The following is a 21,161-nucleotide window of genomic DNA, read 5'->3' as shown; positions in this document are numbered from 1 at the left end:
TTTTTATTTTAAAATTGAGCTGATAAATGGAACATGTATCTCTTAGATGACGGGAATGGCATTACATCAACACCAGTTGATAAACCAGTTCCACCAAAGTTTGATACTTCAGGATCATAGCCATTATAGTCAAAAATATTGATTAGGTTATTTCCAGATACACCAATTTTTAAACTTGAAACTACACCTTTAAATACTTGATCTAGAGTTGAAGTAGGAAGACTGTAGTAAAGTCCGATCTCACGTAATCTTAAGTAAGAGGCATCCTCTACAAATGGTGTTGCGTTACCTGCAAAAATTCCATTATTCACACGATATTCTCCATTAGGAATAACGCCATTTGGATCGAGAGTAATATCATCAAAATCGGCACTTGTACCACCGAAATCCGATAATAAAGTAGATAAGTTAATATTATCACCTCCTTTTTTCCAATGCCATAAGAATGATAATGTAAAGTTTTTATACTCAAATCTATTATTAAATGTCATTTGGAAATCTGGCTCAGCATCACCTAAAACTGATACAGGAGTTCCAGGTCCAGTAGTACCCACAATTTGTGTTACACTTTTACCTTCTTCAATTTGGAACTGACCTAAACTATTTCCAAATCCTCCTAAGTTAAAAGTAGGAACATTTAGTTCTGTCATTTCAGACTCGTTCTTAAACCAGCTAATTCCAGTATCCCATTTAAAATCACCTTTATCAAAAGCGGCAACATTTAGACCTATTTCAATACCTCTATTTTCTAAACTACCAGCATTCACCCATTGAAAACTATAACCAGTTGATGGTTCTATATTCGCTCTTAATAATAAATCATCAACAGTTTTTTTGTAGTATGTAAACTCTAAGCTTATTTTATTATCTAATAAGCCAGCATCAAATCCTAATTCTAATTCACCTTGTCTTTCCGGTGTAATCGCTGGATTTCCTCTAGTTGAAGGAACAGAGATTCCAACATTACCATCAATTGATGAACTACCATAAACCGTATATAATGATCCGAAGGCAGCAAATGTCCCCGCTTCACCATAAGCGATACGTGGTTTAAACCTATTAATCACATTAATATCTCCCCAAAAATCAAAATTATGTAAGTTAACCGCTAATGATGCCTTTGGATAATAAAAAAATTCGTTTATGTCACCGTTGTTGGTGGACTTATCTCCTCGAATTCCTAATGTTCCAATAAGTTTATCCTGGTAATTAATAGATTCTTGCACGTAAAAACCAAAATCCTCTTGCTCTAATCTAAATTGATTTACTGTTTGATTAGATGCCTGATCTAAATTGGTTTCTGAAGCAATTAAATCTGAAGCCACAACTCTAATCACATTTTGTGAGAATTGCTCATTGGTAAGACCAACTTGCGTTGTAAAGTTTAAATTATTATCAGTAGTATAATTATGTACTAAAAACGCTGAGTAATTTGTATTTGTGTTAGTTGTTGTTGAAACGGCAGATACACCATTTAAACCACCATTATCAGGTCTCATAAACTGTAACTCTTTTGGAAAGATTACTGTACCCGTTAAAGTATAGTGATCTGCTCCAGCTTTAGCTACAAATTTTAAATCTGATTTGTCTCCTCTATACAGGTTGATATCTAAAGTTCCACCTGTGATGAATCTTTGTGTCGATTCATTATTTGTCATTAAATCTCTAGTTTGTAAAGGATTCGATGAGTTATTAGGATGGTCTGGGTAATTTCCATTTTCATCTGGCAATAGATAATCCCATGGACGAGTATTAGTTAGTGCAACCCCTAAAGTTGCTCCAGTATTATCATTGTTAAAAAACCCTCTATCTGCAGAAGAATCGATATAGTTTGTTGTTACTGCTAACTTAATATTGTCTGTAAAGTTATGATCTGCATTCAATCTTAAAGATGTTTTTTCATAACCTGTTCTTTTAACGATTCCGTCTTCTTGATTTCTAGATAATCCAACATAGAATTTAGTCTTTTCAGATCCTCCAGACATGCTTACACTGGTGTTACTAATAAATCCTTTTTCACCAAACACTTCCTTTTCATAGTCACGTAAAGTTCCATTATTTAATGCTGCAGTATATAAAGCTCCTTCACCGTAAACACTTTCTGCTAAAGCGGCTGTCCAATTTCTTTGTCCTTGTAAGTTAATCACTTCGTTAAAACCTACGCCTTGCGAAAAGTTCAACCTTGTTTTACCAGCTTTACCCTTTTTGGTTGTAATGATAATTACACCAGCTGCACCACGAGAACCGTAAATAGCCGATGCGGAAGCTCCCTTAAGAATCTCAATATTTTCAATATCATCTGGATTGATATCCGCAATTCTATTGGTTGCGTTATCTTGAGATGATGGATTACCTCCAGTAGCTGCGCCTGATACGGTATTGATACCACCTGAAGCAATACTACTATTGTCTATATAAACTCCATCTATAATATATAAAGGTTGTGAATTACCGTTAATAGATGTGATACCTCTAAGTTTTACAGATAACCCTCCTCCTGGCGCGCCTGAATTTGCACTAACTAAAGCTCCCGTAAATTTTCCGGCTAATGCGCCATCTAAAGTTTGAGCAGGTGTTGTACCAGCCAAATCTTCTGCGGAAACAGTAGCAACACTATTCGCGGCATTAGTTCTTTTAACAGTAGATGCTAATCCAGATATAATAACCTCATCTAGCCCTGTAGCCGATTCTTGTAAGGTTACATTTATCTCCTTAGCTTCAGATACGACAACTTCTACTGTTTCGAATCCAAGAGAAGAAAATACTAGAGTTACAGGAAAATTTTCAACGTTAATACTAAATCTGCCATCAAAGTCCGTGACAGTACCTGTCGCCGTCCCTTTAATGATAACATTAGCACCAAGTAAAGGTTGATTTGTTGCTCCTTCGATTACTTTCCCCGTAACCTGCTGACCAAAACTCAACAGCGGAATAAAAATAATTGAAAACAAAAACACCTTTAAAGAGAAAGTGTAGTTCATAATTTTAAATATTTAAAAGGTTAGTCCCGATAAATATCGCAATAATTAATGATTTAACAATATTTTAATAATTAAAATATGATTATCTAATAAAATAACTTAAAAATTAATGAATTTACAACCTTACAATACTCACCGGATATTAACACTATAAAAAACTTCTAAAACAGTCAATTCACTAAACTTCTATTAAATAATTGGCAATTACATATTTTAAATCTTTTAACTTATTAAATTTGCACCTTCAATCATCGTAATGCATTAATTATGATGTAAACTTTAGGATTTTATTATGTACAGAAGTCACAATTGTGGTGAATTAAGAGCATCACACAATAATACAGAAGTAACACTTTCGGGATGGGTTCAAGGTGTTCGAGATAAAGGATTTATGATATATATCGACCTTCGAGATCGTTATGGTATCACACAATTATATTTTGATGAAGAGCGCACTCCAAAAGACATTATGGAAAAGGCTCAAAAGCTTGGACGTGAATTTGTAATTCAAGTTAAAGGTACTGTTGTTGAACGTTCATCAAAAAACCCTAATATTCCAACTGGAGATATTGAAGTCGTAGTTTCAGAATTACATATTTTGAACAGCTCTTTAGTTCCCCCTTTTACTATTGAAGACAAAACCGATGGTGGTGACGATGTACGTATGAAATATCGTTATTTAGATATTCGTCGTAATCCGGTAAAAAACAGTTTGATCTTTAGACATAAAGTAGCTCAAGCGGTTAGAAATTATTTATCTAATGACGGCTTTATTGAAATTGAAACGCCCTATTTAATAAAATCAACACCGGAAGGTGCTCGTGATTTTGTGGTGCCTTCTCGAATGAATGAAGGTCAGTTTTACGCTTTACCTCAATCGCCTCAAACCTTCAAGCAATTATTGATGGTTGGTGGTATGGATAAATACTTCCAAATAGTTAAGTGTTTTAGAGATGAGGATTTACGTGCCGACCGTCAGCCAGAATTCACACAAATAGATTGTGAAATGGCTTTTGTTGAGCAAGAAGATATTCTAAACACATTTGAAGGCTTAACGCGTCATTTACTTAAAGAAATCAATGGCGTTGAAATAGAGAAATTCCCAAGAATGCTCTATGATGATGCAATGCGTTTATACGGAAACGACAAACCGGACATTAGATTTGGAATGGAGTTTGGCGAATTAAACGAGGTTGCACAACATAAAGACTTTGGTGTATTTAATTCTGCAGAATTAGTTGTTGGTATTGCCGTACCAGGTGGAAATAGTTACACAAGGAAAGAAATAGACAAACTAATTGATTGGGTTAAACGCCCACAAGTAGGCGCTTTAGGCATGGTATATTGCCGTTGCAATGAAGATGGAACATTTAAATCTTCAGTAGACAAGTTCTACGACCAAGAAGATTTAGCGAAATGGGCAGAGGTTACAGGGGCTAAGCCTGGAGATTTAATCTGTGTACTTTCAGGTGCGACCAACAAAGTACGAGCACAATTAAGTGCATTACGTATGGAATTAGCTGAACGTTTAGGTTTAAGAAAGCCAAACGAATTCGCTCCACTATGGGTTATGGACTTTCCATTATTAGAATGGGACGAAGACACTGAACGCTACCACGCAATGCATCATCCATTTACATCACCTAAACCTGGACAATTAGAATTGTTAGATACAAATCCAGGCGAAGTGAAAGCCAATGCTTATGATTTGGTTTTAAACGGAAATGAAATTGGAGGTGGATCTATTCGTATTCACGACAAAAAGACGCAAGCTATCATGCTTAAGCATTTAGGGTTCTCGGAAGAAGATGCAAGAGCTCAGTTTGGTTTCTTGATGGATGCTTTTGAGTATGGCGCTCCTCCACATGGTGGAATAGCTTTTGGATTGGATAGATTAGTCGCGATACTAGGAGGTCAAGAAACTATTCGTGATTTCATTGCTTTCCCAAAAAACAATTCAGGTCGCGATGTTATGATTGATGCTCCTGCACCAATTGATAAGCAACAACTTGAAGAGCTAGGATTAATTCTTGGCAAGAAACAATAATAGTTGCCTTTTGGGAATTGCATTTCCAAAATTGTATATTTGGTAACAAGAGTATTGTACTCAAATTATAATAAACATTTAAACCTGTAGGTTGATTACTGAGAAAAGTCGAAGTATGAGCTTACAGGTTTTTTTAAAAGATGCCAACAAACCCTTTCATAAAACGTCTGCTTTTATTGCGATATAAATATATGTCGCGAAAAAACTTTATTTACATATTGAGTGTTACGGTAGGGCTGTTAACGGGTATTGCGGCTGTGACCTTAAAAAACATCACTTATACCATTCAATCCCTATTAGAAGAAGGCATTGTTTTTTCTCAAAACCAATTGTATTTTATATTACCAGTTATTGGTTTGTTTCTTGTTTTTCTGTTCACTAAATATATGTTCAGTAAAGAATTAGAACCATCGATTCCACCTTTTATAAAACGCGCAATTCCTTCATTACTATATTCATTATTACGGCAGAAAGGGTTATTATCCTATAAACTTATTTATCATCCATTGATAACCGCACCACTAACCGTAGGTTTTGGTGGGTCTGTTGGACTATTAGGACCTGCAATCACTTCCGGCTCTGCTCTGAGTTCTAATTTAAGTCGGATTTTACATGTAGACAGAAAAACAAGAACTTTACTTATTGCTTGTGCCACTGCTGCGGCTGTGGCATCCATGTTTAAATCACCTATTGCCGCCATAGTTTTAGCGGTAGAAATTTTCAGCTTGGATCTTACCTTTGCTTCATTATTACCCTTATTAATTGCATCGATCTCCTCAGTATTAACTTCCTATTTCTTTTTAGGAGATGAATTACTTTTCGATTTTAATGTTACAGATAAATTCAACCCAAGAGATACAGCCTTCTATATGATTTTGGGATTAGGAACAGGAATAGCCTCCATATATTTTACCAAAATATATTTTGCTATTTATGCTTTTTTTGACCGATTCAAAACTAGATTTACCAAATTGTTAGTCGGTGGTCTTGCTATAGGAATTATGCTCTATTTTATTCCTCCTCTTTATGGTGAAGGTTTAAGTTTTACAAGAGACTTATTTGATGGTAACTATTTGCACGCTTTAGGTACAAATCCGTTTGATAAGTACACGGATAATATATGGGTGGTTATTCTATTACTTATAGGGTTTACAATTTTTAAAGTCATCGCTATGACTACAACTTTCGCTGCTGGCGGAGTTGGCGGAGTTATTGTTCCAACCATGGTAATGGGGAGCGCCTTAGGTAATGTAATTGCAAAAATCTTAAATAATGTAGGTCTTGGTCACCAAGTATCTGAAGCTAATTTCACTCTAATTGGAATGGCGGGACTCATTGCAGGCGTAATTCACGCACCATTAACAGCTATATTTTTAATTGCCGAAATCACTGGTGGCTATATTTTGTTCCTCCCCCTCATGATTACGGTTGCAATATCTTACATGATTACCAAAACCTATATGGAACACACTATTTACACTCGTGAATTAGCAGAACGTGGAGATTTACTAACTCACGATAGAGATCAAAGTGTGCTTACTATGATGGAATTAGATAGTGTAATTGAAACCGATTTTATTTCGGTACACCCAGAAATGTCTTTAGGAGACATGGTTCATAATGCAGTATCAAAATCGAAGAGAAACTTATTTCCTGTTGTTGATAATGCTAAACGCTTAGTTGGAATTATTCTATTAGATGATATAAGAACGATAATGTTTGACCAATCTCTATATGATTCTACCTCTGCAGAAACCTTTATGCATAATCCACCGGAAATTATCAATTACGAAAAGGATTCTATGAAAGTGGTCATGAAAAAATTTCAAGACAGTGGTGCTTGGAACTTACCCGTAATTAAAGAAGGTTGTTATTATGGTTTTGTTTCAAAATCTAAATTATTGACGGCATACCGAATTGAATTGATTAATTTTACATCTTAAAAGCTTATTAATCATATATAGAATGAAACCTATAAAAGTCATCACATTCATCGCCTTTATTGCTTCTACAACTAGTATTATATGTGGACTTGCACTTGAGGTAGATTACAATCAAAAACTAATAGGTTTTGGAGTCCTTGGGATGTTTCTTGTTGTTTTTCCATTATTCTCATATTATAGATGGAAAGGAAAAGACGTTAAAGATTATATGCTTACTAAGGAGAATCTCGATAAAATGCGAGAAAGTCAACGCCAATCAAAAAAATAAAATTTCTCATTTCGAAAAAAACCCAATAGCCACCAAGGCCTTTCAATAAAGGCGAGGCAGGGTATTTCCTACTATAATTACAACTAATTGAAGCAATTATCTTAATAATTGAACGATTAAGTTTCACAAGACTTTAATTTTATATTATCTTTGTGCTTTAATTTTTATTTATATTATAATGACTGGAACAGTTAAATTTTTTAATGATTCAAAAGGATTTGGATTCATTACCAACGAAGAAACAGGAAAAGACATCTTCGTACACGTATCAAACCTTAATGGCGTAGAGTTACGCGAAGGTGATCAAGTAGAGTACGATGAAGAAGAAGGAAGAAAAGGATTAGTAGCTGCTAACGTGCAGGTACTTTAAGTATATATCTTACAAGTTTCAACGCTCAACCAATGGTTGGGCGTTTTTTTTGCTTTAATGTGAAATGAGAATCTATATTTCTATTGGAATTCTATCGGTGCATCCGTCTTTGGCAGTATAACAATACAAAAAGGTTGTGTCATTACCATGGTTGCATGGCCTTCCGGGCTAGTACGAATAATATTTACTATCCTCTTTTCCGAAGTTGTGGTCACCTCTAGCTCCAAACTATGACCTCCAGAACCTTTAACATCATCAAAAACCGCAACAGCAATATAGTTTTCAAAATCAATCTTCGTCTCGGTAAACGTATCTGATACTTTATTTACGGAGTTCATTTGAGCCATCAAATTTTCCCAATCTGATTGGTTATCAATAATCGTATTTTGCTTTTCGATACCCTCTGACCCCGAACCATAAAGGTTTCCTTTCGCAATTAAAACTGAATCTGTATTAGCCATTTTTGCCGCATTTTTACTCGTTTTACAACTAAAAACGAATAGTAATGATAGTATAATTAATGCTTGTAATTTCATATCTTTTAGTATTATTTGATTCTGTGATTATCTCGTTTTAATTTAAATTTCGTTTTTGGATAAAAAATCGCTTCATTAATTCGGAAGCCTCTTCCGCCATGACACCACTGACCACTTCGGTTTTAGGATGTAGCTTCGTACCCATGGTTTGAAATCCTCTTTGCAAATCTGAAGCGCCATACACTATTTTTGAAATCTGACTCCAATACAAAGCTCCTGCACACATTTGACACGGTTCTAATGTGACATACAAGGTACAATTCGTTAAGTACTTTCCACCTAAAAAATTAGCCGCTGAGGTAATTGCCTGCATTTCGGCATGGGCAGTGACATCATTTAATAGTTCCGTCAGATTATGAGTTCTTGCTATAACTCTATCTTCTACTACAATTACTGCGCCAACTGGAATTTCTCCCTTATCAAAAGCAACTTCAGCTTCCTGAAGTGCTTTTTTCATAAAGTATGTATCGTCAAATGGGTTTATCATAATTGTAAAAATACAATTCTAATTGAATTAATAAATACAATTGCATATAGTACATTTGTAAACGGATGAAAAAACTGTTAGATCATATTAATTTTCCAGAGGACTTACGTCGATTACAACCTGACGAATTGCCTCAACTTGCGAAAGAATTACGCGAGTTTATCATTAATATCGTTGCTACGAAAGAAGGCCATTTAGGAGCAAGTTTAGGTGTCGTTGAATTAACTATCGCACTTCACTATGTGTTTAATACTCCTAATGACCAACTGATTTGGGATGTTGGGCATCAAGCCTACGGTCATAAGATTCTAACCGGTCGGAAAGAGATTTTTGACACCAATAGACAATTACAGGGGATAAGTGGATTCCCCAAACGAAGCGAAAGTGATTATGATGCTTTTGGTGTTGGACATTCCTCAACTTCCATTTCTGCCGCCTTAGGAATGGCGATTGCTTCACAATTAAAAGGAGAAGACAAACATCATATTGCAGTGATTGGCGATGCATCGATAGCCAGCGGAATGGCCTTTGAAGGTTTGAATCACGCCGGAGTAACCACTGCCAATTTACTAGTTATTCTAAATGATAATGCCATAGGAATTGATCCTAGCGTTGGTGCATTAAAACAGTATTTAACCAACGTAAAGAAAGGCACAGAAAAACAAGACAACATATTTGAAGCCTTAAATTTTGATTATTCCGGCCCCATTGACGGTCATGATTTACCTTTAGTTCTATCGGAATTAAAGCGATTAAAAACCGTAAAAGGACCTAAGTTTTTACATATTATTACCACCAAAGGAAAAGGTTTAAAACAAGCGGAACTGGATCAGGTAAAATATCATGCTCCGGGGAAATTTGATGCCAAAACAGGGGAACTCGTTGTGACCTCAGGAAATAGTCAGCCTCCTAAATTTCAAGATGTTTTTGGTGAAACCATTGTTGAATTAGCTTTAAAAAACGAAAACATTGTTGGTATTACACCTGCGATGCCAACTGGAAGTTCTTTAAAGTACATGATGGAAATCCTTCCGGATCGTGCTTTCGATGTTGGGATTGCAGAACAACACGCGGTTACCTTAGCAGCAGGAATGGCAACACAAGGCCTTATTCCGTTTTGTAATATATATTCCACCTTTTTGCAACGCGCTTATGACCAAATCATTCACGATGTTGCCTTACAGAATTTACCGGTTGTATTTTGTTTGGATCGTGCTGGTTTAGTTGGTGAAGATGGCGCCACACATCACGGTGTTTTTGATTTAGCCTACTTAAATTGCATACCAAATTTGGTCATATTCGCTCCAAGTAATGCCATTGCACTTCGAAATATGATGTATACGGTTCAATTAGGCATTGATTTTCCTATTGCTATTCGTTATCCAAGAGGACGAGGCCATCTTTTAGAGTGGAAACTGCCTTTTGAAAAGCTTGAGATTGGAAAAGGCCTATGTATTAAAAAAGGAAGTCAGATTGCCATACTATCTGTCGGTACACTTTTAAAAACGGTTGAAGATGCTATCGAATTAATAGAAGATAAAGAGGCTATTGGCTATTATGATATGCAATTTGTAAAACCTCTTGATGAACAGTTATTACATGAAGTTTTCAAATCGTACCAAGCTGTTATTACTATTGAAGATGGAACTATAGTGGGTGGATTTGCCAGTTCAATTCTAGCCTTTGCAAATTCGAACCAATACAAACAAAAGATTATGACATTGGGTATTGAAGACCAATTTATAGAACATGGTACGGTAGACCAATTGCACCTTCTTCAAAAGTTGGACAGTTCTTCAATAAAAAAACAAATTGAAACTTTACTCGTTGAGATTAACAATCGCTAAATCGGTTTGTACATTAACTTGTTCTACTTCTGATTTTTTATGAACTACATTAAGTTCTTGTGGACTAGAAATATCATCAAGCAGTAATAAGCACGTCACAACAACAACGAAGATGACAAGCCCTCCAAGTATATTATTTTCCATAAGTAGGTTTTTTAATGGGTTGATTATAAAGTAAATAAAACTATAATTCCGTTAAAAAACAAATTTATTCGTTGAAATGCATAATCTATAAAATCTGACCTTGCAATTTCTTATGTAATAACATGGCATTTGTATCAGATAATTTCGATACATATAAGCAAATTGCTAGTAAGTTTTCATACAGAGATTCTTGTCCAAGTTTAACCGTTTCCGGCAAAGTACTTAGTAGCAAGTTATCATAATTAGACAGATTATCTTCATAATAGTTGTACGCCATTTTCCCGAATGACCTCAGCAACTGATTCAAAATTTCATAACCTGCAATTTCCTTATTAATCACTTCTTTTGAACGGTAGATATTATTAATACTAATATTAATGATGTCCTTAATTTGTGCTTTATACTGACTCACATCTAATAAAGCCGTTTCAAATTTACCCGCTAAAATCGCTTCTTCGTGCTTCATAAATAAGTTAGCTGCCTCGTCGATTAAAGCACCAATAGCTAAAGCTCTCAAATAACTAATGCGATCTTCTGTGGTTTTAAGCGTATTGTAATTTTCTATACGAATACTGCTTTTAACTAATTTAATAAGATACTCCAAAGCATATTCCTCTTGAATCAACCCGAGATTTATTCCGTCTTCAAAATCGATGATGGTATAACAAATATCATCAGCCGCTTCCACCAGAAAAGCCAAAGGGTGTCTTTGATAATTAAGGTTATTTTCATCCCTTTTAGCTAAGCCTAATTCTGAAGCAACATCTTCAAACATTGATTTTTCACTTTGAAAAAAGCCATATTTTTTATCAACAATATGATTGGTAGGTTTCTTAGGAAGAGATTCTTTAGGATATTTCATAAAAGCGCCTAAAGTAGCATAACTCAATCGTAGACCGCCTTCTCTACCCTCTCTGCTTTCGGTTAAAATTTTAAATCCGTTAGCATTCCCTTCAAAATCACATAAATCTTGATATTCTTTATCGGTTAAAAACGATTTAAACGCCGCACCTTCTCCTTCTTTAAAATAGGCTCCAATTGCTTTTTCACCAGAATGACCAAATGGTGGATTCCCAATATCGTGCGCTAAGGCTGCTGCGGCAACAATAGCACCAAAATCATTCATTTTATAACCATGAACGCTTTCTAAATGCGGGTGTTTTTTCAGTAATAACTGGCCTACTTTTCTACCCAAAGAACGACCAACAACACTGACTTCTAAACTATGTGTTAAGCGTGTATGAACAAAATCTATTTTAGATAAAGGCACCACTTGAGTTTTGTCTTGAAGACCTCTAAATTCGGTAGAAAATATAATACGATCATAATCGACCTCGAAACCTAGACGCGTTTCGTCTTGTTCCTTTCTTAACCTTTTGAAATTATCGCCGTAGCGCTTTAAAGAGAGTAATTGTTCCCAGTTCATAGTTTAAATCTTAAAGCTTGCAAGATATATAAAATGGTATTGAATTGTTTACAAAAACAGAAGTTAGATGACAACAACTTCTATATTATCTCAATGTTTCCTGCGTGTAAATTCAGTTAACACTAAGCTAACAGTTAACTAACCTTTTAATGACAAATCCATAATTCTGCTTTAACACACAAAAAAGGCTTTCAGAGTTTCTTTGTGCCATCTTTAAAAGAAGAAAAAATGAAAAGCTTACAAGCACTATTTATTGTATTTATTTCGGCATTTTCCTTTGCCCAAAACACAGGATCCGTCTCGGGTAAACTGATTGACAAGGATTTTAATAATGAACCACTTCCTTTTGCAAACGTACTAGTAAAAGGAACAGCAACCGGGACCACCTCGGATATGGATGGCCATTTTGAACTTCAGAATTTAGAAGTCGGATCACATATTATCGTAGTCAGTTATGTAGGTTATGAAACCAAAGAAATCGTAGTAGAGGTTCAACCTAACAAAAAGGTAACATTAAATGTTCCTTTAGGCTCAAGTTCTTCTACCCTCGATGAAGTTATTATTAAAACAAAAACCAGAAAAGAAAGTGAAACTGCATTACTACTCGATCAAAAAAAGGCTGTTGAGTTTAAACAAAGTATTGGTACAGAAGAGCTTTCTAGAAAAGGCGTTAGTGATGTCGCTACAGCCGTAACCAAAACTACAGGTATTTCTAAGCAAGAAGGTTCTGGGAATATCTATGTTAGAGGTTTAGGAGATCGCTACAATTCTACAACTATGAATGGATTGCCATTACCTTCAAACAATCCTTCAAGAAAGAACATCAGCTTAGATTTATTTTCCACTGATATTGTTGAATACATTTCAATTTCAAAAACATTTAGCCCTATTAATTATGGTGATTTCGCTGGTGCTAATATTGATATCATTTCGAAAGACTATAGAGGTAATGGATTTTTTGAAATTGACCTAGGCATTTCGGGAAACTCAAATGCAATTTCTGAGGACAACTTCTATTTGCAAGATGGTCCGGATAAAATAGGATTCTATAACCCAAGTCAACCTAACAACCCTTTAGCGGCTTATAATTTTGATACGAGTTGGAATACTAGCAAGCATGGCCCAATTAATAATAAAATCGGCCTAAAAGGAGGTGACTCCTATACATTTAAAAATGATAGCAGATTAAGTTTTTTTGCAACAGCATCCTTTGATAATGGTTATAAGTATAATGAAGGGATTGCACGAGGTTCTGTTAGCACTCAAGGTGTAGCGCGTAAAGATTTCACATTCGACAAGTTCGCTTATGAAACCAACACTACCGCATTAGGAAACCTTAACTACAAGATCAATAATACAAATTCATTAAGTTTTAATTCACTATTCATCAACTCATCAAGCCAGAGTCACGAAGAGTTTTCTGGAATTATTGATATTTACGATAATGCCTCTGAAGGTGGTGGATTTACAAGACGTTCAACCTTTGACAAAACATCGATTTTCATTAATCAGCTTTTAGGTAAGCATGATTTGTCTGAAAAGCTCGATGTAAATTGGGGCGTTTCTTATAACATGGTGAACAATGTGATTCCGGACAGAATGCAAAACACATTGGTTCCTGTAGATAACAATAATATCAATGGCGACTTAAGAGTATCTGATTTAGCCACCTCAGATAACCATAGATTTTATCAAGATCTAAAAGAAGACGAAATTGCTGCCAACATTATGTCATCTTATAAATTTGGTGAAGTTGAAGACGAAACTTATAAAGGCAAAGTAACTTTAGGTTATAGTGGACGATTTAAAAATGTAGATTTTGAAGCGACACAATTCAACTTCAGAATTAATAGAAATACTACACAACCTGTTGTAGATCGCAATAATCTTGATGCTTATTTTAACCAAAACAGTTTAAATCAGGGGTTATTTACTATTGAAACTTTTAGAGGTCCAGCAGGAACACCAGGCGTTTTAAATCCGCAAACTTATAATGGAAATCAGTTAATTCAAGCCGCATTTGCATCTTTAGAATATAAGTTTTCACCTCAATTCACAGGAGTCTTCGGATTACGTGGCGAGTATATATTCCAAGAGATTGAATGGGAAACATCATTAGATCCGAATGGAGACAAAAATGATTTTGACACGTTTGAAATTTTACCAAGTGCTTCATTAAAGTATGCTTTAAATGACAAACAGAATTTACGTTTTGCCGCGAGTAAAACTTATACACTTCCACAGTTTAAAGAAAGAGCACCTTTCCAGTATGAAGAAGTGACTCAAGTGTTTTTCGGAAACCCGAATTTATATCCTTCAACCGACTATAATGCCGATTTAAAATGGGAGTTATTTCCAAATAATGATGAAGTTTTCTCGGTAACCGCTTTCGGAAAGTACATTCAAGATCCTATCAATGAAGTTACTATTGCTTCAGCAACAAATGATATTTCTTGGGTAAACACTGGAGAGTCTGCTATTGCTCTTGGAGGTGAAGTAGAATTGAGAAAGAATCTATTCAACCTTTCTGATGACGAAGATTTAAAGAACAAAATCTCTTTAGGATTCAATGCCTCTTATATGCATACTGAACAAGATTTTGACAGAAATAAAGTGATTAATGAAACAGACTTAAGTGTTGGTTTTACTAATGATGATGGGAATTTAACAGGAGCTTCAGATTTATTATTGAATGGTGATATTAGCTACATCAAGGAATTTTCAGAATCGAAAAACCTTCAAGCTACATTATCCTACAACTATTTCTCAGATCGTTTATACGCGATTGGAACTAATAATAAAGGCAACTTAGTTGATAAGGCTATTGGCACATTAGATTTCACATTCAAATCTAACTTAAACAAAAATTTAAGTCTTGGTTTAAAGGTTAGAAATCTATTAGATCCTACAATTGAAAGAGTTCAAGAGACCCAAAATGTTATTGTTCAGTCGTACACAAAAGGCATTGATTTCAGCTTCTCTTTAACCTACAAATTGTAGTTAACATTCCATTAATATTAAGCTGAAATAAACACTCTAACTTAATACTTAATTAATACCAACGTAATCACTAAGTAAACATAGAATCGTTGATTTGTATAATAATATAAAACTTAAAAAAACCAAAATGAAACAAGTATTTTTATCAATGTTAGCCATAGCTACATTAGCATTAACCTCATGTAGTAAAGATGATGACGACCATGGAGGAACTAATTCTATTACTATTGATCCTAACAATTTTCAAGGTGTAGTAAACGATGGTGAGAATGTCACCTTGGATCCAACAGAAACTTATAAGTTAACCGGATCGTTTATCGTAAAAGGTGGTGGAACTTTAACGATACCAGCGGGAACTGTTATTGAAGCAACAGGCGGAACAAGTGCTTATATAGCAGTAGCACAAGATGCTAAAATATACGTGAATGGAACACAAGACAATCCAGTAGTTATGACATCTGGCTCAGCTAATCCTTCTGCAGGAAATTGGGGTGGATTAGTCGTTTGTGGTAGAGCAAACACAAATAAAGGAGGTTCTGACGGACAAACAGCAACAGCTGAAGTTTCGGACTTAACTTATGGTGGAACTAATAATGAAGACAATTCAGGTTCTATTCGTTATTTAAGACTTGAATATACTGGAGCTACATTTAATGGTTCTAAAGAGTTTAACGGTTTATCATTATTCGGAGTAGGTTCTAGTACTACAGTAGAGTATGTTCAATCTTTTGAAGGAGGAGACGATGGTATCGAATTTTTCGGTGGAACTGTAAACGGAAGATATTTAGTATCTGTTAATAGTGGCGACGACTCTATCGATTTTGCAGATGGTTGGTCAGGAACTGGTGAGTACTGGTATATTAAAGGAGGAACTCACGCAGGTATTGAAGGTTCTAATAATGGTGATGATGGTTACGCAACACCAACAACCACAGCAACATTGAGAAACCTTACTATTATTGGTTCTGGTGACGAAGGGGCACTTTACGTTAAAGAAGGTGGTGGACACTGGACACTTGAAAACATCTATGTATCTAACTTTGATTTAGGAATCAAAATTAAAAATGCAACTAGTGATCCTGCCGGAAATGCAAACATTGATAACGGTAATATTTCAATATCTAATATTCAGTTTGACAATGTAACTACAATCACGGATTACGCTGGACCAAACACTGAGTTCTATACTATTGGAACAAATTTAGGAGCTGGAAACGGAGCTGAAGTACCATCTTGGGCAACGGGTTGGACAAGATTCTAAAAGCTAATATTTAACCATTTTATAAAAAGCGCCTCTTTGGAGGTGCTTTTTCTTTTTTACATCAATTGGTTTTACTCTCCACTTTCGCTAAGTACAATTGTGTTTCGCTTGAGCAATCTAAATAAAAGCTTAAAAAATAGGGTAACAAATATTTTCATCTGTTGATATAAGGTTATAAAAGCCATAAACGGTAGAATATTAAATATTTAGAAATTATGAAAAACAAAAAAATCACTTACTTATCCGCCCTATTTACAATAGCATTATTTACAATGAGCTCTTGCGATAATGACCATGACCCAACAAATAATTTATGTGATGACACTTATGTAAGCACAGCAATAACAGATGCCTTTTCGATTGCAAATGGCTATGATGACTTGCCTGAGACCATGGATTTAGAAACCCACAAATACCAGATAAAAATAAATGCCGATGGCGAAATTTGTAGTGTTGGTTATCAAAACCCAAGCACTTGGACAGGCAATTATCTGATTGACATCGTTAATGAAACTTCAAATGCTTCTTATTCGGGTATACATTCTTTTTCACAAACACAATTAGATTATCAGAGCATTAGCCCAATTGCTGTAAGTTCAGGCGATATTATTACAGTAATGCGAACCATACAAAACAGCTCTTCACTTAACGAAACGGTTGGTAGAATATTAAGAAAATCTGATTATACAAATACGCCTTATCCAATAAACTATGGAACTGTTGAGTTTTTAAGTTCTGATTTTTATGGATCTGGTGGACCTGTACCAAATTTTGGTCAACCATACATCCCGTTAGGATTTAAAGTGAATTAAAAATAAAGTCATTTATCCAATGATGAACAACCAAATCCTAACTCAAGTGTAATAATCATTTAATACTAAATTTACACAGCTTTTAACCAAGCCTTATACATTTGCCCTTGTCTTATAAGACTTATTAGGGTTAACTAATTATTGGTTTTTGTCGACTAAATAACTTGAATTTCAAGGACTGCCTTTGACCAGGGCAGTTTCCTTGTTTCAAATATTAACACTCCTAAAAGCATTTATTTTTAAAATAAATAGGTTCTTTGCAGTGACAAAAACTAATATTTTAAAAATGAAATCTACATTTAGCCTAATTGCGATTGTTTTTTTAAGTGTCTTTAATTCTATCAATGCACAAGACATTAGCGATACATCGTTTGGCAAAGGGATGATTAATTTCGTGGCCAAGGACAGTTCTTTTAGTTTAAAATTTGCTCCTCGTTTCCAGATGCGTTCTATAACCTCATGGGATTATGTGAGCGATCAATATGGCAGTGCCAATCATAATTTACTTATTCGTCGCGCACGATTAAAATTTGACGGATTCGCCTATTCACCAAAATTAAAATACAAATTACAACTAGGACTTTCAAATAGAGACATTGCTGGTGCTAACGATTATAATAGAAATTCTCCTCGTTACATATTAGACGCGGTGATCATGTGGAACTTTGCTAAGGATTGGGAATTATGGGCAGGACAAACAAAACTACCCGGAAATTTAGACCAATTGGTTTCTTCGGGGAATATGCAATTTGTTGAAAGATCTTTATTAAACAGCCGATTTAATCTCGGAAGAGATATGGGTATACAATTACACCATAAAACCAAATTAGGAGATACATTTTTAATGCGTGAAAAAGTAGCCATTTCACAAGGTGAAGGCCGTAACGTCACCTCAGGTAATGAAGGTGGACTACAATATACTGGAAGGCTAGAGTTTTTGCCAATGGGGGAATTTAAGTCTAAAGGTGAGTATTTTCAATCTGATTTAAAGCGTGAAGAGCAGCCAAAGTTAATGCTCGCATTCACCTACAACTACAATCAAGATGCGGTAAGAACACAAAACAGTGCCGGTTCGTATATGATCCGTACAGACGGCTCTCTTTATGAGACTGACATTACTAGCATTTTTGCAGATGCTATGTTTAAGTATAAAGGTTTTTCATTCATGGGAGAATATGTAAAACGTACTGCAGCAAATCCGATGGCACGAGAAGCTAATGGAATTTCACCAACAGGAGATGTGGTTTTAATCGGTGATGCCATTAATTTTCAAGCCGGTTATTTATTTATAAATAATTACGAAGTCGCTCTACGTTTTACCGATGTTAATCATGACGATATAACTTATTTACTACCAACAACTGAATATACACTTGGTGTAAATAAATTCATCGTAGGCCATAAACTTAAAGTACAATCCGATTTAAGTTATAGAACTTTAGACGGAAATGACGACAATATTAGTTTTAGACTTGGCTTTGATATCCACTTCTAATCAAAAAGATAACATTAAGGTAACATTGCACTTAATTTCTATGGAGATATTTGCACTCTTTAATTAACTTAACGTTATGGATAATATTTACTTATTAATGATTATTGCTTTAGCCATTTTGGCGATAGCAGATTTAGTTGTTGGCGTGAGTAATGATGCTGTTAATTTTTTGAATTCAGCAATAGGTTCTAAAGCCATCAGCTTTAAAACAGTAGTCATTATTGCCAGTTTAGGTGTTGCCGTAGGTGCCATATTCTCTAGCGGAATGATGGAAGTTGCTAGAAAAGGAATCTTTAATCCTGGTGAGTTCATGTTTAATGAAATTATGATCATTTTCATGGCCGTAATGATAACAGACATTCTGTTATTAGATTTTTTCAACACTATTGGATTACCAACTTCAACCACAGTATCCATAGTATTTGAGTTACTAGGCGCATCTGTTGCAATGGCCTTTATAAAAATTGGTCATGCTAACGGAAGTTTTACAGACATTATTAATTATATTAACACATCTAAAGCTACCGAAATCATTTTAGGAATACTGCTGTCTGTGGTCATAGCATTTTCCGTCGGTGCGGCAGTCCAATGGGTGTCTCGATTGCTTTTATCCTATAATTTCGAACAAAAAGCATCATGGATTGGTGCTGTTTTTGGTGGAATCGCGTTAACCTCCATTACTTATTTCATTTTTATAAAAGGTTTAAAAGGAACTCCATACGCTGAAAACAGCTTTTCTATTTTAGGTGGAATGACCATGAAAACCTTCTTGGAAACAAGAACGCTTACCATTTTAGGTGTAAGTTTTGCGTTTTGGTCGCTTCTATCATTTGGTTTAATTACACTGGTAAAAACGAATATATACAAGCTAATTATAATCGTTGGTACTTTTGCTTTAGCCTTAGCTTTTGCTGGTAACGACTTAGTTAACTTTATTGGTGTTCCTATTGCAGCATTCAACTCATTTGAAGCTTGGGTTGCCTCTGGTGTATCCGCTGAGGAGTTTCCAATGGGCGTGCTTGCAGACAAAGTTCAAACCAATAATTGGCTGCTATTTGCAGCAGGTATGATCATGGTATTAACCTTGTGGTTTTCTACTAAAGCTCAGAGTGTTGTAAAAACGTCTTTAGACTTATCTAGCCAAGGTGCTACAGAAGAGCGTTTTCAACCTAATTTTTTATCGAGAGGTTTTGTAAGAAGCGCTATGTTAATCTCACAATTTTCCGAATATACCTTGCCTAATTCATGGCAAAAGAAAATTGACAAACAGTTTGAGCAACCCAAAGTTTCTAGCAAGATAAAAACAGCGGACTTACCAGCGTTTGACATGGTTAGAGCGGCGGTAAATTTAATGGTAGCCGCTGTATTGATTTCAATTGCTACATCATATAAATTACCTTTATCTACAACCTATGTTACTTTTATGGTGGCTATGGGTACCTCTTTAGCGGATAGAGCTTGGGGAGCAGAATCTGCAGTATATAGAGTTGCTGGTGTGATAAATGTTATTGGCGGATGGTTCTTTACAGCATTTAGTGCTTTCGTAGCTGCAGCCTTAGTAGCGTACTTGCTTAACCTTAATTTAGAGTTGATGTTTCCTCTATTGTTAGTTGCGGCATTTGCTTTATTAATTAGAAACTATCTTTCTCATAAGAAAAAATCTAATGCTACAGCAGAAGAAGACAGTTTAACAAAAACAGGAAGTAGCTCGGTACAAGGTGTAATTATTGAAAGTGCAGGAAATATTTCTAACGTCGTTAAACGTGGAAACCGAATTTACACTAATGCTATAGAAGGTTTAGCAAAACAAGATTTAAACCTACTTAAAAAGAATAAGAAACAAGTCACTAAGCTATCTGCTGAAGTAGATACTTTAAGAGACAATATATTCTATTTCATTAAAAACTTAGATGAAACAAGTTTAAGAGCAAGTAGCTTCTACATTAATATCTTAGGCTACTTACAAGATATGACGCAGTCATTAGAATACATTTCTAAGACCAGTCATAAGCATATTAATAACAATCATAAGAAACTTAAATTTAGTCAGATAAAAGAGCTTAAAGAAATAGACGTACGTCTTGAAGAACTCTTTAATGAAACTAAAGTGGCATTCGACTCTCATTCATTTGAACAGATCGGAACCATCATAAAGGGTAAAAAGGAAATCTTTGACTTAGTATCGGATAAGATTGCTAAACAAGTAGCAAGAACGAGAACAGAAGAATCAAGTCCTAAGAATACGACGCTTTACTTCAGTTTACTTTTAGAAACTAAAGATTTATTAACGGCGACTATGAATCTGTTAGAAGAGTATTATAACTCACATGATAGTTCTGTAGAGCCGGCTACGATCCATACTGATGACGATTAATAATATAATTTAACTTCATTAATTTTAAAAAAGCTTCAATTCATTATAAGATTTGAAGCTTTTTTATGTAAAATCTAATTTTTTCTTTATTAAAACGAACTAGAATTTTGTTCCAAGAACAATTCTCACAACTTAATCGACTTCAGATTATTACAACTTCGCCTTTAAGT

General features: G+C 34.9%; 15 protein-coding genes. 10 read left to right on the top strand and 5 right to left on the bottom strand.

Features of this window, described 5'->3' with window-relative positions; translation table 11 throughout:
• Positions 1–8 precede the first annotated feature (8 nt).
• Positions 9–2,981, bottom strand: a complete 2,973-nt coding sequence (locus tag DFQ11_RS04750; protein ID WP_110474680.1) for a SusC/RagA family TonB-linked outer membrane protein — start codon at positions 2,979–2,981, stop codon at positions 9–11.
• Positions 2,982–3,273: 292 nt separating this feature from the next.
• Between DFQ11_RS04750 and aspS the strand changes: the two genes are divergently transcribed.
• From aspS to DFQ11_RS04730, 4 genes are all read left to right on the top strand, one after another.
• The gene (gene aspS, locus DFQ11_RS04745; RefSeq protein ID WP_110474679.1) at positions 3,274–5,028 is read left to right on the top strand and encodes an aspartate--tRNA ligase; all 1,755 of its coding nucleotides are present in this window, start codon (positions 3,274–3,276) and stop codon (positions 5,026–5,028) included.
• Between the two features lie 191 nt (positions 5,029–5,219).
• Entirely contained in the window at positions 5,220–6,971 is a 1,752-nt protein-coding gene (locus tag DFQ11_RS04740; protein ID WP_233487593.1) for a chloride channel protein, read from the top strand.
• Positions 6,972–6,993: 22 nt separating this feature from the next.
• Positions 6,994–7,239, top strand: coding sequence for a hypothetical protein (locus tag DFQ11_RS04735; RefSeq protein WP_110474677.1), 246 nt, complete (start codon positions 6,994–6,996; stop codon positions 7,237–7,239).
• A 178-nt stretch (positions 7,240–7,417) separates the two neighbouring features.
• Positions 7,418–7,609 (top strand): cold-shock protein, encoded by a 192-nt coding sequence (locus tag DFQ11_RS04730; RefSeq protein WP_110474676.1) that lies wholly within the window; start codon positions 7,418–7,420, stop codon positions 7,607–7,609.
• Positions 7,610–7,689: 80 nt separating this feature from the next.
• On the opposite strand, the gene DFQ11_RS04725 is transcribed toward DFQ11_RS04730, so the two are convergent.
• Together DFQ11_RS04725 and DFQ11_RS04720 are read right to left on the bottom strand one after the other, a co-directional pair.
• The gene (locus DFQ11_RS04725) at positions 7,690–8,145 is read right to left on the bottom strand and encodes a hypothetical protein (protein WP_110474675.1); all 456 of its coding nucleotides are present in this window, start codon (positions 8,143–8,145) and stop codon (positions 7,690–7,692) included.
• Positions 8,146–8,182: 37 nt separating this feature from the next.
• On the bottom strand, positions 8,183–8,632 hold the full coding sequence (locus tag DFQ11_RS04720; protein ID WP_110474674.1) for a nucleoside deaminase: 450 nt from the start codon (positions 8,630–8,632) through the stop codon (positions 8,183–8,185).
• Between the two features lie 65 nt (positions 8,633–8,697).
• Here DFQ11_RS04720 and DFQ11_RS04715 point away from each other — a divergent pair, with 65 nt between their 5' ends.
• A complete protein-coding gene (locus DFQ11_RS04715; protein WP_110474673.1) occupies positions 8,698–10,479 on the top strand; it encodes a 1-deoxy-D-xylulose-5-phosphate synthase in 1,782 nt (593 codons plus the stop codon).
• Here the strand turns inward: DFQ11_RS04715 and DFQ11_RS15145 are convergent.
• On the bottom strand, positions 10,453–10,623 hold the full coding sequence (locus tag DFQ11_RS15145) for a hypothetical protein (RefSeq protein ID WP_158524981.1): 171 nt from the start codon (positions 10,621–10,623) through the stop codon (positions 10,453–10,455). The genes DFQ11_RS04715 and DFQ11_RS15145 overlap by 27 nt on opposite strands.
• An 85-nt stretch (positions 10,624–10,708) precedes the next feature.
• Positions 10,709–12,049 (bottom strand): deoxyguanosinetriphosphate triphosphohydrolase, encoded by a 1,341-nt coding sequence (locus tag DFQ11_RS04710; protein ID WP_110474672.1) that lies wholly within the window; start codon positions 12,047–12,049, stop codon positions 10,709–10,711.
• Positions 12,050–12,277: 228 nt separating this feature from the next.
• Between DFQ11_RS04710 and DFQ11_RS04705 the strand changes: the two genes are divergently transcribed.
• From DFQ11_RS04705 to DFQ11_RS04685, 5 genes are all read left to right on the top strand, one after another.
• A complete protein-coding gene (locus DFQ11_RS04705; RefSeq protein WP_110474671.1) occupies positions 12,278–15,049 on the top strand; it encodes a TonB-dependent receptor in 2,772 nt (923 codons plus the stop codon).
• 127 nt (positions 15,050–15,176) lie between these two features.
• A complete protein-coding gene (locus DFQ11_RS04700) occupies positions 15,177–16,310 on the top strand; it encodes a hypothetical protein (protein ID WP_110474670.1) in 1,134 nt (377 codons plus the stop codon).
• A 215-nt stretch (positions 16,311–16,525) separates the two neighbouring features.
• Positions 16,526–17,122 carry a hypothetical protein gene (locus DFQ11_RS04695; protein WP_110474669.1) on the top strand — a complete coding sequence of 199 codons (597 nt, stop codon included), beginning with the start codon at positions 16,526–16,528 and terminating at the stop codon, positions 17,120–17,122.
• Between the two features lie 286 nt (positions 17,123–17,408).
• Positions 17,409–18,617 (top strand): porin, encoded by a 1,209-nt coding sequence (locus DFQ11_RS04690; RefSeq protein ID WP_110474668.1) that lies wholly within the window; start codon positions 17,409–17,411, stop codon positions 18,615–18,617.
• Positions 18,618–18,693: 76 nt separating this feature from the next.
• Complete coding sequence (locus DFQ11_RS04685) at positions 18,694–20,991, top strand: inorganic phosphate transporter (protein WP_110474667.1); 2,298 nt, start codon at positions 18,694–18,696, stop codon at positions 20,989–20,991.
• Positions 20,992–21,161 lie beyond the last annotated feature (170 nt).

It is taken from the genome of Winogradskyella epiphytica (assembly GCF_003217215.1).
Lineage (GTDB): Bacteria > Bacteroidota > Bacteroidia > Flavobacteriales > Flavobacteriaceae > Winogradskyella > Winogradskyella epiphytica.
Note: the sequence above shows the minus strand (reverse complement) of the source record. Positions and strands in the feature narration are given on the sequence as shown.

Bases quoted from the DNA above. Each gene is read 5' to 3' on its own strand.
- DFQ11_RS04750 (WP_110474680.1), bottom strand. From the start codon at position 2,981: ATGAACTACACTTTCTCTTTAAAGGTGTTTTTGTTTTCAATTATTTTT.
- aspS (WP_110474679.1), top strand. From the start codon at position 3,274: ATGTACAGAAGTCACAATTGTGGTGAATTAAGAGCATCACACAATAAT.
- DFQ11_RS04740 (WP_233487593.1), top strand. From the start codon at position 5,220: ATGTCGCGAAAAAACTTTATTTACATATTGAGTGTTACGGTAGGGCTG.
- DFQ11_RS04735 (WP_110474677.1), top strand. From the start codon at position 6,994: ATGAAACCTATAAAAGTCATCACATTCATCGCCTTTATTGCTTCTACA.
- DFQ11_RS04730 (WP_110474676.1), top strand. From the start codon at position 7,418: ATGACTGGAACAGTTAAATTTTTTAATGATTCAAAAGGATTTGGATTC.
- DFQ11_RS04725 (WP_110474675.1), bottom strand. From the start codon at position 8,145: ATGAAATTACAAGCATTAATTATACTATCATTACTATTCGTTTTTAGT.
- DFQ11_RS04720 (WP_110474674.1), bottom strand. From the start codon at position 8,632: ATGATAAACCCATTTGACGATACATACTTTATGAAAAAAGCACTTCAG.
- DFQ11_RS04715 (WP_110474673.1), top strand. From the start codon at position 8,698: ATGAAAAAACTGTTAGATCATATTAATTTTCCAGAGGACTTACGTCGA.
- DFQ11_RS15145 (WP_158524981.1), bottom strand. From the start codon at position 10,623: ATGGAAAATAATATACTTGGAGGGCTTGTCATCTTCGTTGTTGTTGTG.
- DFQ11_RS04710 (WP_110474672.1), bottom strand. From the start codon at position 12,049: ATGAACTGGGAACAATTACTCTCTTTAAAGCGCTACGGCGATAATTTC.
- DFQ11_RS04705 (WP_110474671.1), top strand. From the start codon at position 12,278: ATGAAAAGCTTACAAGCACTATTTATTGTATTTATTTCGGCATTTTCC.
- DFQ11_RS04700 (WP_110474670.1), top strand. From the start codon at position 15,177: ATGAAACAAGTATTTTTATCAATGTTAGCCATAGCTACATTAGCATTA.
- DFQ11_RS04695 (WP_110474669.1), top strand. From the start codon at position 16,526: ATGAAAAACAAAAAAATCACTTACTTATCCGCCCTATTTACAATAGCA.
- DFQ11_RS04690 (WP_110474668.1), top strand. From the start codon at position 17,409: ATGAAATCTACATTTAGCCTAATTGCGATTGTTTTTTTAAGTGTCTTT.
- DFQ11_RS04685 (WP_110474667.1), top strand. From the start codon at position 18,694: ATGGATAATATTTACTTATTAATGATTATTGCTTTAGCCATTTTGGCG.